Below are 15094 nucleotides of genomic sequence, written 5' to 3'. Positions count from 1 at the left end.
GAATTTAGGTGCGGAGTGGATACGTCCGACTTGACGCTATTTTCGGCATCCTCTCTGCGGGATATTATACTGATATTGGATTGATTCTGGACAGCGTCGAGGGTTTTCGTTTTGATTGAAGCTTCAAGAAGCGCGAGGCATTTTGTCCCGGAGCTTTAAAAAACGCTGGTAGCGTGACATTGGAATATTTCCTTGTTCGGCCGCTGCTCTAACCGCACAGTCCTTGTCGTTGACATGCCGGCAATTCTTGAAACGGCAGTGGTCGATTAACGGTTGAAATTCGCGGTAACCGTAAGCCAATTGCGCTTCGGAGAGTCCGTCGAGTCCGAAAATGGCGACGCCGGGACTGTCGATCAAATTGCCTCCGGACGGAAGATGATAAAGCGTCGCAGCGGTCGTTGTGTGCCGGCCGTGTTTCGTGGTGGCGCTGATGGTATTGGTTTTCAGATCCTTGTCGGGAATCAGCGCATTGGTCAATGACGATTTGCCGACGCCGGATTGGCCGGTCAGAATGCCGGTTTGGTGTGCCAATGCGAGTTTAAGCTGATCCAATCCGTGTCGATGTGTGGCGCTAACGCGGAAAATCGAATACCCCAGATTTTCGTAGATAGCCAGTTCGTCGATTAAGGCGGACTGAGGATTCAGGTCGGTTTTGTTATAGACCAAGGCTGCATCGATATTGCGATTTTCGCAAATGGCCAAATATTGATCGATCAGTAAAAAATCGCAATAAGGTTCGGGAGCAAAGACCACGAAAACGGTATCGATATTCGCTGCGACCGGTCGGACTTTGTCGTTCCGAGAAGGACGCGTCAATAGCGAGCGCCGTGGCAGAATCTCTTCGATACTGCCTTGATCGGGCGCCGAGAGTTGCCATAAAACGTTGTCGCCGACCGTCACGGTTTCGAGTTTCCGTTTCGGTTGGCAAAGTATGGTTTTACCGCCGCTCTCGACGGCAATACCTTGACCTAAATGCGCAATGACGAGTCCTTCCTGAAGCGGATTCATCCGTTTGCCGCAAGCTTGGTTTCCAGATTCGCGATGCGAATGGCCGCGGGCGGATGGCTGTAATGGAAGGCCGAATATAATGGGTCAGGCGTCAACGTGCTGGCATTCTCTTCGTAGAGCTTGACCAGGCCGCTGATCATCTTATCGGCGCGAGCGTTCGCGGCGGCGAAATCGTCGGCTTCGAATTCGAATTTACGCTGAAAATAAGCGCTGATCGGTTGCATAAACGGCGTGAAAACCGGTGAAACCAACGTAAACAGTAGTAAAGCGGCTGCGTTCGACGCTTCTGAAACGCCCAACCCACTGAAAAACCAAGGCTTGTCGATCAACCACCCGAGAATGGCCAGGCTGATTAGACTCATGATCGAACTGGCGATCAACATTTTAATGACATGCTTACATTTAAAATGCCCCAGTTCGTGTGCCAACACCGCTTCAAGTTCTTCTTCCTCGAGAGAATTGACTAGTGTATCGAAGAACACAATGCGCTTGTTGTTGCCAAGACCTGTGAAATAAGCATTGCCGTGTCCGGAGCGTTTCGAACCGTCCATGATGAAGATGCCTTGGCTGTTGAAGCCGCAACGGGCCAGCAAGCCTTGTATGCGCTGCTTCAGCGATCCTTCTTCCATCGGTGTGAATTTATTGAATAACGGGGCGATCACGGTCGGAAACAACCAACTCATCAATAATGAAAAACTGATGAGAATGGCCCAGGCCCAAAGCCACCATAGCGAGCCGATGCTGTCCATGACCCAAAGGATCAAGGCCAAAATCGGTAAGCCGATCGCCAGCATCAAACCCAGCTGTAGCAATTGATCTTTGATGAATTGTTGCGGGGTACTTTTATTGAAACCGTATTTCTCTTCGATTACGAAGGTTTGATAAACATGTGTCGGAACTTCCACTAAAGTCATGAATAATATGATGGTTGCGACCGCGCCCAAACCGGTAAGTATTGGCGACAATTCGAATCCGGACCATAGATTGAACGCATATTCGATACCGCCGCCCAGCGTAATCAATAGTAGGAATACCAAGCCTATCAAGCTGTCAATCCTGCCGAGTTTGCCTTTATCTATCGTATAGTCGGCAGCTTTCTGATGGGCTTCGAGCGAGACTTTATCCTTGAAAGCATCGGGTACCGCGTCGCGGTGTTTCATAACATAATCCGATTGCCGCATGGACAGCCAAAACTGAATCGAATAGGAAACAATCAGCGCAAAAAGGAAGATAACGGTAAAAGTATTCATTATATAAAGCGTCAAGGTTGAGAAGTAGGCATACAGAGTAGCCAATGCTATAATTTCGCGCAACTTTAATCATACAGGGAATTAAAATGGAGCAAGTGTCATCTCGTCTGATTTGGATCGATCTCGAAATGACCGGTCTCGATCCGGATAACGATGCGATTATCGAGATTGCCACAATCGTTACCGATAAAGACCTTGAAATTCTAGCAAAAGGCCCGGTGTTGGCGATTTATCAAGATGAACAAGTACTGGCCAAAATGGACGAATGGAATCAAACGCATCATGGTCAATCAGGTCTACTCGAGCGGGTGCAAACATCGACCGTCGATGAAGCCGAAGCCGAATATCAAACTTTGGAGTTTTTAAAGCTATGGGTTCCCGAAGGCGTATCGCCTATGTGCGGTAACAGTATCGGCCAGGATCGGCGCTTTATGTATCGTTCGATGAAAAAACTCGAAGCTTATTTCCATTATCGTAATCTCGATGTTTCGACCCTGAAAGAACTTGCAGCCAGGTGGGCGCCTACGGTCAAGGACGGTTTCGTCAAGAAAGAAGCGCACCGTGCCTTAGACGACATTGTCGAATCGATCGAAGAACTCCGTTACTATCGGAAACATTTCATCAGATATTAAAGGTAAAAAAAATCCAAATGTTAGACCCTCGTTTATTTAGATCCGATCTCGATTTTGTTCAACAGCAACTGAAGCGCCGTGCGTTCGAATTCAATGCGGCTTATTATTCCGAATTGGAGGCCAAGCGTAAGGCGATACAAGTCAAAACGCAGGACCTGCAAAACGAACGTAACAGCCGGTCGAAGTCGATCGGCAAGGCCAAAGCCAATGGCGAAGATATTCAGCCTTTGCTCGATCAGGTCCAGCATTTAGGCGACCAGTTGAAAGCGGCGGAAACCGAACTCAGCGAAATCCAGTCCAAAATGACCGAATTGATGGAAGGGATTCCGAATATTTTGGACGATTCGGTGCCGGACGGTCGCGACGAGGAAAGTAACGTCGAAATTAGCCGATGGGGCGAGCCGACGCGATTCGATTTCGAAGCGAAGGATCATGTCGAATTGGGCGCGAAAGTCGGCGGCATGGACTTCGAACTGGGCGCGAAGATTGCCAGCGCCCGCTTCGTAGTGTTGCAAGGACCGCTGGCGCGCTTGCAGCGGGCGCTGATTCAATTCATGCTCGATACGCATGTCAGCGAACATGGTTATACCGAAGCTTATGTACCGTTTCTGGTCAATGCGCAGAGTTTGCGCGGTACCGGACAGTTACCGAAATTCGAGCAGGATTTATTCAAAGTCGGAAGCGAGCCGCCGTATTATTTGATCCCGACCGCTGAAGTGCCGGTTACCAATATCGTGCGCGACGAAATCGTCGACGCTAAGAATATGCCCTTGAGATTCGTTTGTCATACGCCGTGTTTTCGAAGTGAAGCGGGTGCTTACGGCAAAGACGTCAAAGGCATGATTCGACAGCACCAATTCGAGAAGGTCGAATTGGTGCAGATCGTTAAGCCTGAAGAATCCGAGGCTGCTCATGAAGAATTGACCGGGCATGCCGAAACGATTCTGAAAAAACTTAAATTGCCGTATCGTAAAGTTTTGTTGTGTGCCGGCGATACCGGTTTTTCATCGGCGAAAACCTATGACTTGGAAGTATGGTTGCCGGGGCAGGGTGTCTATCGGGAGATTTCGTCATGCAGCAATTTCAAAGATTTTCAGGCAAGGCGCTTGCAGGCACGTTGGCGCAATCCCGAAACCGGCAAACCGGAATTGGTTCATACGCTGAACGGTTCCGGGTTAGCTGCCGGCAGAACCTTGATAGCAGTGATCGAAAATTATCAGGATGAGCAAGGCAGGATTCATGTGCCGGAGGTGCTACGGCCTTATCTCGGCGGCATTGATGTCATTGAGTAAGCTGGTGAGCGGTAAGCAGTTAGTAGTGAATGGTGAATGGGCGGCTCTTGGAGTCCTTTGTGGGAGCGGCGTCTTCGTCGCGACTGGAGAAGCCTAAGACGTTTATCCCATACGCATCAAGCTAAGAATATCGCTAAAATTAACTCACTGAATTGCCAAGGTTTTATTTAGAGCGATTCGAGGGGTCCGGTATAAGCCGTGGGAGCGATCCCCAGATCGCGATTGTCGAAGCCCGGAAGCTTGGATAACCAACAAATGGTATCGAAGCCGAAAACGCCAAGGCTTCGATAAAAATCATCGGCTGCCAAGTATCAATAGCTTCGACGTCGCGACGTAGGTGTCGCTCCCACAGAAGATATTCAACCCGCCCCTTTTTCTTTGGATCGACTCAGTAAAAGCCATGAGAATGATCAAACTATTATTCATACTCAGTTTTTTACTGATAGCTGGCCATCTTCATGCCGAACCGATTCTTCGGATGTCTACGACTACCAGCACAGAACATTCGGGTTTGTTGGCGGTTTTGAACCCCGTATTCGAAAAACGGTACGGCGTCAAGGTGCATGTGATTGCGGTCGGAACCGGAAAAGCCCTGAAGTTGGGTGAAAACGGCGATGTCGATTTGATGCTAGTGCATGCGCCCGAAGCGGAAATAGCCTTTGTTAATGCCGGCTATGGTGTCGATCGTAGTCCTGTGATGTATAACGATTATGTTATCGTCGGTCCCGATGCCGATCCGGCTCGAGTCAGCGCTTCCGGATCGGTCAATGAAGCTTTTGAAAGAATAGCCCGGAGCCGGTCGGTATTTATTTCTCGTGGCGATGAGTCCGGCACGCATTTGAAGGAGAAGCAAATTTGGCGTGAGGTAGAAATCGAACCTCAAGGATCTTGGTATATATCGACCGGACAAGGCATGGGCGCCGTATTGCAAATGGCCGATCAAAAACGGGCCTACGCCTTGACCGACCGAGGCACATTCATTTCCTATCAAGATAAGGTCGAAATCGGCATCGTTTTCGATAATGATCCGACGTTATTCAATCCTTATCACCTCATTGCCGTCAACCCCAAACGCTATCCCACCGCTCAATACGAACTGGCTAGGCAATACATTGCATTCCTCACCGGCAAGCAAGGGCAATCATTGATAGCCGGCTTCAAACGGTCGGGGCAGCAATTGTTTTATCCGGATGCCGTTAATGTGCGGTGATGAATCAGATAAGCATTTTTGGCTTCCCACTTAAGGCGGGACAAAAGCACTAAGGATTAACCGTTCGCCTTGAGCTTGTCGAAGGGTGGATGGTTAATTCGCCCATGGGTTCGACGGGGCTCTCCTGAGCGCAGCCGAAGGGCTCACCACGAACGGATTAACCTTAAACGGTCCCGTGTTTAGTGAGTACCGCTTTTTTGAGTAGTCGATTGCATTTTATGCGATTACTCATAAAGAATCGTTAAATATGCTAATCTTTGTGGTTTTATTACTATGACGGTTCAAGCATGATTGTTGTTGGCATTGGCGCATCTGCGGGCGGATTGGAGGCTTTGCTTCCTTTCGTATCGCATTTATCGCCGGATACCGGGATGAGTTTTATTGTGGTGCAGCATAGCTCGGCCGATCAGCCTAGCTTGTTGGCCGAATTATTACGCAAAGAAACGACTCTGCCGGTTAACGAAGCTAAAAACGGCGCCCGATTACAGGCCAATACCATTTATGTCGCGCCTCACGATTTCGATATTGCAATCGACAACAACCATTTCAAATTAAGCCACCCCCCTTCTAATCAAGTTCCTAAGGCTTCAATCGATTATTTTTTCAAGAGTCTTGCTGAGTCATGCCAAGAGAAGGCAATAGCCCTTGTTTTTTCAGGAGCCGGTAGCGACGGCGCGAATGGCTTGAAAGCCGTCAAAGCGGCGGGCGGCATTACGATGGCTCAGCTCCCGGAGTCGGCTAAATTCAGCAGTATGCCGAAGGCCGCGATCGATTGCTCCGATGTCGATTTGGTTGTTGAGCCGGCGGAGGCTGCCGGAAAGTTAGCCGCGATAGCGCGTAATTTCGAAAAGAACCTAGGAAACAATCCTGTGCAAGGTACGCCGGATGCGGTCAACTTGTTGATCGACCGCATCTTGAGTACGACCGGAATGGATTTCGTGAATTACAAAAGCAGTACGATCAACCGGCAAATCCATCGTCGAATGGCTATTTTGCAAATCGAAGACTTCGATGAGTATGTCCGGTTTTGTTTGGAGAACACAGAAGAGCTGTCGCGTTTGGCTTACAGCTTCTTGGTTTGCGTAACGTCGTTTTTTCGAGACGAACAGTCATTCGAGGCATTGAGAGATGCACTCAAAACGATTGTCAACGCTAAGTCGCCGGGCGATGAAATCCGTATTTGGGTTCCCGGCTGCGCGACCGGCGAGGAGGCTTATTCGATTGCGATGTTGTTAATGGAAGAGCTCGGTGCCGCAATTTCCCGCTATCGGGTGCAAATTTACGGCACCGATATCAACGCCAATGCGATACGAATCGCCCGGAGAGGCGAGTATAACGAAATCGCCTTACAGGGTTTAAGCCGAGAATTTCGCGAAAAGTATTTTTTGCCGCTGGAGCAAGGTTTTAGTATCAATCGGAGTCTGCGGGATTTAGTTATTTTTTCGCGTCAGGATTTAATCAAGAATCCGCCATTTATTCGCCTGGATTTAATCAGCTGTCGCAATCTTTTGATTTATCTAAACCAGACGCTGCAGGAACAGGTGCTCAAGAATTTTCATTATTCATTGCTGAATAACGGAATTCTGTTTCTCGGGCAGGCCGAATCGCTATGGAAACTTAACGATGCTTTCACTCGGCTCGACCGTAATAATAAGTTATTCGTAAAAAACAGTACCCTCGTCATTCGTCCCGATTTAAATGCCAAAAAAATGATCGATTTCGCATTGACGGAAAATGACGGCGGCAGCAGCAGCAATCCGATTTTCCCGGCCCACAGGATAGTGGGTCAGGATAAGCTATTTGAAACATATGTGCCGCCCAGTATTCTTTCTACGCGAGAGGGGCGCGTTCTCGAGTTTTATAATCACTGCGACGATTTTATTAAAATTCGGCAAGGTAAGGCGGATTTTAATTTATTTTCGATCATCGATCCGGTGTTCAAAACCGAACTGAGAGCATTCTGTCATCAGGCGTTATCCAATAATAAACCTGTCAAGAGTCCGCCATTGACCTTGGTTTCCGAAGGCAAGAATTATCATTATCGGATTTCGGTTACGCCGGTTTACCATCAGCTGGCTAACGATAGCTTATTGCTGATTTCATTCGAGCCCGTTGCCGAACACTCCAATATTAGCACCCCTGATCGTGAGGCGGCGCTATGTATTACCGAATTGGAGCATGAGCTGCAAACGACTCGCGAGACTTTGCGAACCGTGACCGAAGCGTTGGATAACTCGGTCGGCGAATGGCAAATCATGCATGAAGAAGCGCAGGCAACCAACGAAGAACTTCAGTCGACCAATGAAGAGTTGGAAACGTCTAACGAGGAGTTGCAATCGATCAACGAGGAATTAACCTTGGTGAACGATGAATTGACCGTTAAAACGAAGGAGTTAGGGCAGTTAAACGACGATTTGAGAAATATACTGGAAAGCATCGAAATGGCCGTGATCGTGATCGATAGTCGGATGCGGATCTCGCGCTATAACGAAGTCGGTCAGCGTTTTCTTCAGCTTAGTTCGGTGGCAAACGGTAAGCTCACAATCGAATCGTTGGAAATAATATTCGGTTGTGAAAATCTAGTCGGCCCGGTGCAGCAAGCGATACAGACACAACAGAGCGTCTTGATAAAGAAAGAAAAACAGGGGCTGCATTATGATCTCACGCTTTATCCCTACCGGAGCTTAGCCGGTAATGAAGTGACAGGAGTCGTGTTGACCATCGAGGATGTTACTTCGCAATATTTAGCCGAACAGCAAATTCGTCTATCGGCCAGTGTGTTCGATGCCGCTAATGAAGCCATCGTGATTACCGACGAAAATAACCGGATTATTTCAGTCAATCCGGCATTCACTGAAATTACGGGCTACAGTAAGAACGAAGTGTTGGGAAAAGACCCGAAAATACTCAATTCCGGTAAGCAGACGAAGTCGTTTTACCGAAATCTTTGGCATACTCTTGAGGAATCGGGAAGTTGGCAGGGTGAGATCTGGAACAAACGTAAGAGTGGCGAGGTTTACCCGGAATGGCTGTCGATCAGCGCATTGAAAGAAGCGGAAGGAGGCGTTTCGAAATATGTCGGTATTTTTTCGGATATCGGCGACTCGTTGCGCGCTCAGCAATTGATTCATCAGCAGGCTAATTTCGATGCGCTCACCCAATTGCCTAATCGTAACTTGTTTTATGATCGATTACAGCAGGCTATTACTAAAGCGCAACGTGAACGAAAGCTATTCGGTCTTATGTTTATCGATCTTGACGGCTTTAAGGATATCAATGATGCGCTTGGGCATTCGCTTGGCGATCGCGTGTTGCAGGAAGTTGCTGCACGCATGGCGCATGTCTTCAGGGAGTCCGATACCTTTGCCAGGTTTGGCGGGGATGAATTTACGGTGCTGGTCCCCGACTTGGAGTCGGAAACCGATATGATCGCCCCGACCGAAAAAATACTCGAAGCTATTCAAATGCCGATTCAGGCGGACGACCATGAGCTCAATATTACGGCCAGTGTCGGCATCACGATTTATCCGAATGATGGCCGAGAGGCCGAAACATTGCTTAAAAATGCCGATAATGCGATGTATTCGGCCAAGGCGGAGGGGCGCAACGCCTATCGATTTTTTACCCAAGAAATGCATGAGAAGGCGCAGCGTCAGCATCGTATCGTCAACGATATTAAAAACGCGGTTAAATTCGAACGTTTTATCGTTTATTATCAACCGGTCGTCGATTTGCAAAGCCAGAATTTATGCGGCGCAGAGGCTTTAATCCGCTGGCAACATCCGGTGAGAGGGTTTATTTCGCCGGATGAGTTTATTCCGGTTGCCGAAAGTTTGAATCTTATCGGGCAGATTGGCGAGTTCGTGTTAGCCAAGGCTTGTCATTTTATTGCCGGTTTGAATAGCGAATTGGGAACTGACTTATCGATTGCAGTCAATTTTTCGTCGCTACAATTTGTAAACGGCAGTTGTGTCGATAAATGGCTGGATATGATCAACCAGAGCGGTGTCGGTGCGAGTAATTTCGTTGTTGAAATAACCGAAAGCTTGATGATGAGCCACAAGGAACATTATATTCGGCAATTGCAAAAACTGAGGTCTCAGGGCATTAAAATCGCATTGGATGATTTCGGTACCGGTTTTTCATCGCTCAGTTATTTGAAGAAACTGCCGGTCGATATTATCAAAATCGACCGGACTTTTATAAGGGACATACTGGTTGATTCGAGTGACGCGTCGCTGGTCGAGTCGATTCTCGATATCGCTAATAATTTCCGGCTCGAAGTCATCGCCGAAGGTGTCGAAGACGAAGGGCAGGCCGAATTTCTCAAGACCCGTCCATGTGCTTACGCGCAAGGTTATTATTACAGTAGGCCGTTGCCCGAGGACGAGTTCAAACAGTTCGCGATGGGCAAAAGAGTTTGTGACAAGATCAAGTAAGGATTTAATCCTCAGCCTATCGCGCGAATTATAATTATTCGAGCGACCATAAATAGTCGACTACATGATCGAGCTCTTCGTCGGTCAGTATTTTATTGCGTCCGTATGGCGGCATGCTGGTTTCCGGGTTGAAAACGCTCGCATCCCGGATTTGTTGCTTTAATTGTTGCGGGGTTTTGAAACGGGCGCTCAGGTCGCTTAGCTGCGGACCGATATTGCCGGGCGATTCGCCGTCTTCGATGGCATGGCAGGCAAGGCAATTGCCTTTGTCTCGGTCGAAAGCTAATTGTTTGCCTTGTTGTCGTATTGGGTCGGTATTTGCGGCGCAGGCCGTTATTAGTAAGGGCACAAGCACAGCATATTGTCCGAAACCAAGCAAAGGCTGCGATTTGTTCATGGGTTTGAGCGCTCGAATAATGATTTATACATTTTTGCCGATTGCTCAGTATCTCGGCCATACAGGCCTCCGACCACGGCCAGTAAATCGGCACCGGCATCGATCAGTAGATTGCCGTTTTCAGGTAGGATGCCGCCGATCGCGACGATAGGGATCGTCAATTTTTGCTTGGCAAGTTGCAGTGTTTCCAGTTTTGCCGGTGAGGCTAGCGGTTTGGTGTCGGAAGCAAAAAAGCGTCCGAATGCTGCGTAACTGGCGCCTAACTTTTCGGCTTCCAGGGCGCGCTCGATACTGTCGTAACAAGAAATGCCGACGATGGCATTGACTCCAAGGCGATGTCTGGCTATGACAATATCTTCATCATCCTTACCGAGATGAACGCCGTCCGCGCCGATCGTTGCAGCCAGCTCGATATCGTCATTGACGATCAAGGGTACATTGGCCGAATGACAAGTTTCGAGTAGCGCCTTGGCGAGTTTCAAGGTGTCGGAAGGATTTTTGTCTCGGTATTGCACCATCACCGCGCCTCCGCGTATCGCGGCGGCAACTTCTTCAATGATGGTTTCAACTGTTTTGTCATCGGTTTGAGTAATCGCGTAAAGCCCGCGTTTAGGCATGTTCATGCGTCGTTTTCCATCCAAAAAAGTCGATTCGGGTTGTGCTGGCCTTTTCCGGGCCGATAAGCATTCTCCAGAGCGTTCCACGTATAGTCTTGAGCTTCGTTGACCGCTGAAAATGGCGCGAGTCCATGGGCGATCATTGCGGCAATGGCGGATGCCAGTGTGCAGCCGGAACCATGATAACTGTGCGGCAGACGTTCCCAATGAAACGACTCGAGTAGCGCGCCGTCATGATACAGTCGGTTGCACACGGTATCGCTGTGTTCGTGCGTGCCGGTGACCAATACATATTGGCAACCTTTATCTAATAAACTCAACGCGGCGTCATTGAGATCTTGTCGGCCGCTCAGTTTGCGTGCTTCGATGCTATTGGGCGTCAGTACGGTTGTGCACGGCAATAACAGGTCGTTGATCGCGTCTATCAACTGCTCGCCGGCTAGTTCGGTGCCGCCGCCGGCCGCCAGAACCGGATCGAGAACGACCGGAATGTTGGGATGTTGCTCAAGAATCGTGTGAATGGCCTTGGCGGTTTCATGATGACCGATCAGGCCGATTTTGATGGCTTGTATCGATAAGTCAGCCAATAGGGTATTGGCTTGGTCTACGATGTCGCCGGGTTTTTGCGGAATGAGTTTTTTGACATTGCTGGTGTCTTGCTCGGTCAATGCCGTTATGACGCTGGCGGGATGGCAGCGGTGGCTGATCAAGGTTTCGATATCGGCTTGAATGCCGGCTCCGCCGCTGGGATCGTGGCCGGAAAAGCAAAGAACGGTAGGATGTGTAGTGGTCATGGAATAATTACTTGGCTGGCATGAAAAAATGGCGCGGAATATGCCTATCGTAGATCAAAACGGTTTAACGACGGCCAGTATCACGATGCCGACTAAAAATAGCACCGGCACTTCGTTCATCCAGCGGTAATAAACATGGGAGCGGCGGTTGCGGTCGTGTTTGAAGTCGAATAGCCAAATGCCGCAGAAAACATGATAGACCAGCAGTAACAACAGCAAGGCCAATTTGGCATGTAGCCAGCCACTTTGTCCGTAAAGCGCCCAAGCATAATCGGCCAGCATCCAGATGCCGAAGATAAACGTGACGATCATACCCGGCGTCATGATGCCGAAAAATAGTTTTCGTTCCATAATTTTAAAACGTTCGTTGCTGATGTCGTCGCTACTCATCGCGTGATAAACGAACAGACGCGGCAAATAGAATAAACCCGCGAACCAGGTAACCATGAAGATCAGATGTAAGGCTTTTAACCAGAGCATAAATTAACCTTTTAGTTGTGTGCGATGAGGAGAGCATTTAACCATGAAGAGCATGAAGTTTCTCGTTCTCAAGCTGGAGCTTGGGAACGAGGTAAGAATCAATGCGCTTTTTCATATCCGCAAGATCGAATTCACCGATTTTATGTAGCGCAATCATGCCGTCCGGCTTGATCAAAAAGGTTGTCGGGGTTAAGCGCACGTCGCCGAAGGCCTTGGCGTGGTCGGCTTGCAGATCCAGCGCGACTTTGTAAGGTAATTGCTTGGCGCGGGTCATTTCGACGACATGGTTCGGTGGGTCATAGTACATTGCTACCGCTATTATTTCCAAGCCGCGCTCATGATACTCCCGGTACAATTCGATCAAATGCGGAATTTCTTTGATGCAGCCAGGGCAGTCGGTAGCCCAGAAGGTGACGATGACCGGTTTGCCCTGCCAATCCTTCAGTTTGATTTTTTCTCCGGTAATACTCATGAACGTAATGTCGGGAGCCGTCATCGATGCCGGGTTGATCGTGATCCAGGCGACTGATGCTACTAAACCTGCGACGACCAAGCCGATGAACCATTCTTTGGTTTTCATGGGGTTTTTAATGTTTTGTTGGAATTTTGACAGTGCTTGCGATCGAAATCGATCTCGAACTGTCTTTTTTGCTTGATTACGATTAACCGATTATAGCAAAGCTGTTAAGCTATGCACTTTCTGAGCCCCATTTCAAGACTTTACATTCATGTACAAAATACTCATCTCCGACAAGCTGGCTGAAGCCGGCATTAACTATTTGAATGATCGAGACGATATTCATATTCATATCGAAACCGGACTTAACGAAGACGGTCTTTGCGAGATAATCGGCGATTTCGATGCCTTGTTGATTCGCAGCGATACTAAAGTGACCGAGAAAGTACTCAAAGCGGCTTCACGTTTGAAAGTTGTCGGTCGCGCCGGTATCGGCGTCGATAATGTCGATTTGGCCGCCGCAACCGAACAAGGCGTCATCGTTATGAATACGCCCGATGCCAATGCGACGACTACCGCCGAGTTGGCGATCGCGCATTTGTTGTCGCTGAGTCGTCATTTGCCGTTTGCCGACAGGTCGATTCGCGCAGGGAAATGGGAACGCTCTAAATTAATGGGGTCCGAAGTCGCGCATAAGACGTTGTCAATACTCGGTTTCGGTACGATTGGACGCATCGTTTCTCAGCGGGCTTTAGGATTGGGAATGCAGGTCATTGCATACGATCCGTTCGTAACTCCGGAAATCTTCGAAAGTTACGGGGTTAAACCGGTTGATCTCGACCAGTTGATCGAAAAAGCCGATTATTTGACCTTGCATTGTCCATTGATCGAAAAAACCAAAAACATCATCGGGCGCAATCAATTGGCTCGAATGAAAAAGGGTGCGATGTTGATTAACTGCGCCCGAGGCGGTTTGATCGACGAGGCCGCTCTTTACGATGCGCTCGTCAATAATGATATCGCCGGAGCGGCGTTGGATGTTTACGAACATGAACCACCGGTCAATTCGCCGTTGTTGACGTTGGACAATATTGTTTTTACGCCGCATCTGGGCGCATCGACCAGTGAAGCTCAAGTCGCGGTTAGTGTCGAAATCGCGAGGCAGGCCGTGACCTATTTAACGACCGGCGAGGCGGTCAATGCGCTCAATTTGCCGAGAATGTCTGCCGAGCAGTTGAAAAAAGCCAGCCAGTTTATGAGATTGGCTAATATCCTCGGCAAGGTCTTGGCCAATTTGGCGACGAAACCGATCGAACGGATCGAGGTCGCTTTATTCGGCAAAGCATCCGAAGTCGAGGCTCGTCCGGTATCGGTCGAGGCCTTGGTCGGTTTGTTGGCCGGTAAATTATCGACGCCGGTTAATCGGGTCAATGCCGAAAAAATCGCCAAACGGCAAGGTATCGCCTTAGTCGAGTCGAAAACCGAGGAAACACACGATTATTTGTCGTTGGTCAAAGTCACCGGATTTTGCGGAGATCAATCGATTTCCTTATCCGGAACACTACTCGGCGAATCGCATCCGCGCTTGGTTCAAATCGATCGCTTCGAAATAGAAGTCGTTCCCGAAGGTACTCTCATTGTGACTCGGCATGATGACAAGCCGGGCGTCATTTCGGCCATTAGTGCGGTGCTCGGCAATTCCAATATCAATATCACGCGCATGGAAGTCAGCGCGGCTGACGAAGAAGAGCGAGCCATGGCTGTGATCAGCATTTCCGAGCCTTTAACCGATGAAATACTGGGCCAGTTGTGCGATGTCCCGGCTGTTTGCCAAGCGACGCAGATTATTTTATGAGATTCGATCGAATTTGTTTCGATTTCGACAGCACCTTGAGTCGGATTGAAGGCATTGACGAGTTGGCCGATCGCTTAGGGCAAGGCGATGCTATTGCTAAATTGACCGATGCCGCGATGAATGGCGAAGTGCCGCTGGAGGCCGTGTACGGACAACGTTTGGATTTGATCAAGCCGGACCGAGCGGCAATCGACTGGCTGGCCGAGCGATATCTGAGCGAAATTGTCGACGGCGTTACCGAATTATTTGCCAGATTACGCGCCGATTGCTGCGAAGTCTATATCGTTAGCGGCGGCATTCGACAGTCTATTTTACCGATGGCGGCATTTTTGAATGTGCCGGAGAGTCATGTGCATGCGGTCGATGTTTTTTTTAACGAAGACGGGGCTTATATTGATTACGACCGCGATTCGGTTTTGGCGAGAGCCGGCGGTAAAGCCGAAATCTGTACCCGTTTAAAACAAAATGGCTTGTCGCTGGCAATGGTAGGCGACGGCAATACCGACTTGGAAGCGAAGCAGGCCGGAGCATGTTTTATCGGTTTTGGCGGTGTAGTCGACCGGCCTAAGGTTCGGGAGCACGCTGATTACTACGTTGACGATGCGTCATTGCTCGGTGTGCTTAGATTTATTTCTTAACTGATGGCGAAATGTTAAAATCCGC

Annotated in this window: 13 protein-coding genes; 6 read left to right on the top strand and 7 right to left on the bottom strand. The window is 49.0% G+C overall.

Annotated elements, in window-relative coordinates:
- Positions 1 to 123: 123 nt before the first annotated feature.
- Both rsgA and EQU24_RS16700 read right to left on the bottom strand, forming a co-directional pair.
- On the bottom strand, positions 124 to 1008 hold the full coding sequence (gene rsgA / locus EQU24_RS16705) for a ribosome small subunit-dependent GTPase A (RefSeq protein ID WP_017842486.1): 885 nt from the start codon (positions 1006 to 1008) through the stop codon (positions 124 to 126).
- Positions 1005 to 2258 (bottom strand): M48 family metallopeptidase, encoded by a 1254-nt coding sequence (locus EQU24_RS16700; protein WP_017842487.1) that lies wholly within the window; start codon positions 2256 to 2258, stop codon positions 1005 to 1007. The genes rsgA and EQU24_RS16700 overlap by 4 nt, the downstream gene beginning before the upstream one ends.
- Before the next feature lie 86 nt (positions 2259 to 2344).
- Here EQU24_RS16700 and orn point away from each other — a divergent pair, with 86 nt between their 5' ends.
- The 4 genes from orn (at position 2345) to EQU24_RS16680 (ending at position 9831) form a co-directional block, all read left to right on the top strand.
- The gene (orn, locus tag EQU24_RS16695) at positions 2345 to 2890 is read left to right on the top strand and encodes an oligoribonuclease (protein ID WP_014147513.1); all 546 of its coding nucleotides are present in this window, start codon (positions 2345 to 2347) and stop codon (positions 2888 to 2890) included.
- A 17-nt stretch (positions 2891 to 2907) separates the two neighbouring features.
- Positions 2908 to 4182 carry a serine--tRNA ligase gene (serS, locus tag EQU24_RS16690; RefSeq protein WP_017842488.1) on the top strand — a complete coding sequence of 425 codons (1275 nt, stop codon included), beginning with the start codon at positions 2908 to 2910 and terminating at the stop codon, positions 4180 to 4182.
- A 400-nt stretch (positions 4183 to 4582) separates the two neighbouring features.
- Positions 4583 to 5392, top strand: coding sequence for an ABC transporter substrate-binding protein (locus tag EQU24_RS16685; RefSeq protein ID WP_026130366.1), 810 nt, complete (start codon positions 4583 to 4585; stop codon positions 5390 to 5392).
- Between the two features lie 287 nt (positions 5393 to 5679).
- A complete protein-coding gene (locus EQU24_RS16680; RefSeq protein WP_017842491.1) occupies positions 5680 to 9831 on the top strand; it encodes an EAL domain-containing protein in 4152 nt (1383 codons plus the stop codon).
- A gap of 34 nt (positions 9832 to 9865) precedes the next feature.
- On the opposite strand, the gene soxX is transcribed toward EQU24_RS16680, so the two are convergent.
- The 5 genes from soxX to EQU24_RS16655 are packed head-to-tail and all read right to left on the bottom strand — an operon-like array spanning position 9866 to position 12699.
- Positions 9866 to 10228: a sulfur oxidation c-type cytochrome SoxX gene (gene soxX, locus EQU24_RS16675; protein WP_017842492.1), complete on the bottom strand. Its 363-nt coding sequence runs from the start codon at positions 10226 to 10228 to the stop codon at positions 9866 to 9868.
- Positions 10225 to 10851 (bottom strand): thiamine phosphate synthase, encoded by a 627-nt coding sequence (gene thiE, locus EQU24_RS16670; RefSeq protein ID WP_017842493.1) that lies wholly within the window; start codon positions 10849 to 10851, stop codon positions 10225 to 10227. Before thiE ends, soxX begins: the two co-directional genes overlap by 4 nt.
- Complete coding sequence (thiD, locus tag EQU24_RS16665) at positions 10848 to 11639, bottom strand: bifunctional hydroxymethylpyrimidine kinase/phosphomethylpyrimidine kinase (RefSeq protein ID WP_017842494.1); 792 nt, start codon at positions 11637 to 11639, stop codon at positions 10848 to 10850. The genes thiE and thiD overlap by 4 nt, the downstream gene beginning before the upstream one ends.
- A gap of 54 nt (positions 11640 to 11693) precedes the next feature.
- The gene (gene hemJ, locus EQU24_RS16660) at positions 11694 to 12119 is read right to left on the bottom strand and encodes a protoporphyrinogen oxidase HemJ (protein WP_017842495.1); all 426 of its coding nucleotides are present in this window, start codon (positions 12117 to 12119) and stop codon (positions 11694 to 11696) included.
- 37 nt (positions 12120 to 12156) lie between these two features.
- Positions 12157 to 12699 carry a peroxiredoxin family protein gene (locus tag EQU24_RS16655; RefSeq protein WP_017842496.1) on the bottom strand — a complete coding sequence of 181 codons (543 nt, stop codon included), beginning with the start codon at positions 12697 to 12699 and terminating at the stop codon, positions 12157 to 12159.
- Positions 12700 to 12847: 148 nt separating this feature from the next.
- Between EQU24_RS16655 and serA the strand changes: the two genes are divergently transcribed.
- Positions 12848 to 14431, top strand: coding sequence for a phosphoglycerate dehydrogenase (gene serA / locus EQU24_RS16650; protein ID WP_017842497.1), 1584 nt, complete (start codon positions 12848 to 12850; stop codon positions 14429 to 14431).
- Positions 14428 to 15069 carry an HAD-IB family phosphatase gene (locus EQU24_RS16645; protein ID WP_017842498.1) on the top strand — a complete coding sequence of 214 codons (642 nt, stop codon included), beginning with the start codon at positions 14428 to 14430 and terminating at the stop codon, positions 15067 to 15069. The genes serA and EQU24_RS16645 overlap by 4 nt, the downstream gene beginning before the upstream one ends.
- Positions 15070 to 15094 lie beyond the last annotated feature (25 nt).

The organism is Methylotuvimicrobium buryatense, from assembly GCF_005931095.1.
Lineage (GTDB): Bacteria > Pseudomonadota > Gammaproteobacteria > Methylococcales > Methylomonadaceae > Methylotuvimicrobium > Methylotuvimicrobium buryatense.
Note: the sequence above shows the minus strand (reverse complement) of the source record. Positions and strands in the feature narration are given on the sequence as shown.

Excerpts from the sequence above, each read along its gene's own strand:
- rsgA (WP_017842486.1), bottom strand. The coding sequence starts at position 1,008 with ATGAATCCGCTTCAGGAAGGACTCGTCATTGCGCATTTAGGTCAAGGT.
- EQU24_RS16700 (WP_017842487.1), bottom strand. The coding sequence starts at position 2,258 with ATGAATACTTTTACCGTTATCTTCCTTTTTGCGCTGATTGTTTCCTAT.
- orn (WP_014147513.1), top strand. The coding sequence starts at position 2,345 with ATGGAGCAAGTGTCATCTCGTCTGATTTGGATCGATCTCGAAATGACC.
- serS (WP_017842488.1), top strand. The coding sequence starts at position 2,908 with ATGTTAGACCCTCGTTTATTTAGATCCGATCTCGATTTTGTTCAACAG.
- EQU24_RS16685 (WP_026130366.1), top strand. The coding sequence starts at position 4,583 with ATGAGAATGATCAAACTATTATTCATACTCAGTTTTTTACTGATAGCT.
- EQU24_RS16680 (WP_017842491.1), top strand. The coding sequence starts at position 5,680 with ATGATTGTTGTTGGCATTGGCGCATCTGCGGGCGGATTGGAGGCTTTG.
- soxX (WP_017842492.1), bottom strand. The coding sequence starts at position 10,228 with ATGAACAAATCGCAGCCTTTGCTTGGTTTCGGACAATATGCTGTGCTT.
- thiE (WP_017842493.1), bottom strand. The coding sequence starts at position 10,851 with ATGAACATGCCTAAACGCGGGCTTTACGCGATTACTCAAACCGATGAC.
- thiD (WP_017842494.1), bottom strand. The coding sequence starts at position 11,639 with ATGACCACTACACATCCTACCGTTCTTTGCTTTTCCGGCCACGATCCC.
- hemJ (WP_017842495.1), bottom strand. The coding sequence starts at position 12,119 with ATGCTCTGGTTAAAAGCCTTACATCTGATCTTCATGGTTACCTGGTTC.
- EQU24_RS16655 (WP_017842496.1), bottom strand. The coding sequence starts at position 12,699 with ATGAAAACCAAAGAATGGTTCATCGGCTTGGTCGTCGCAGGTTTAGTA.
- serA (WP_017842497.1), top strand. The coding sequence starts at position 12,848 with ATGTACAAAATACTCATCTCCGACAAGCTGGCTGAAGCCGGCATTAAC.
- EQU24_RS16645 (WP_017842498.1), top strand. The coding sequence starts at position 14,428 with ATGAGATTCGATCGAATTTGTTTCGATTTCGACAGCACCTTGAGTCGG.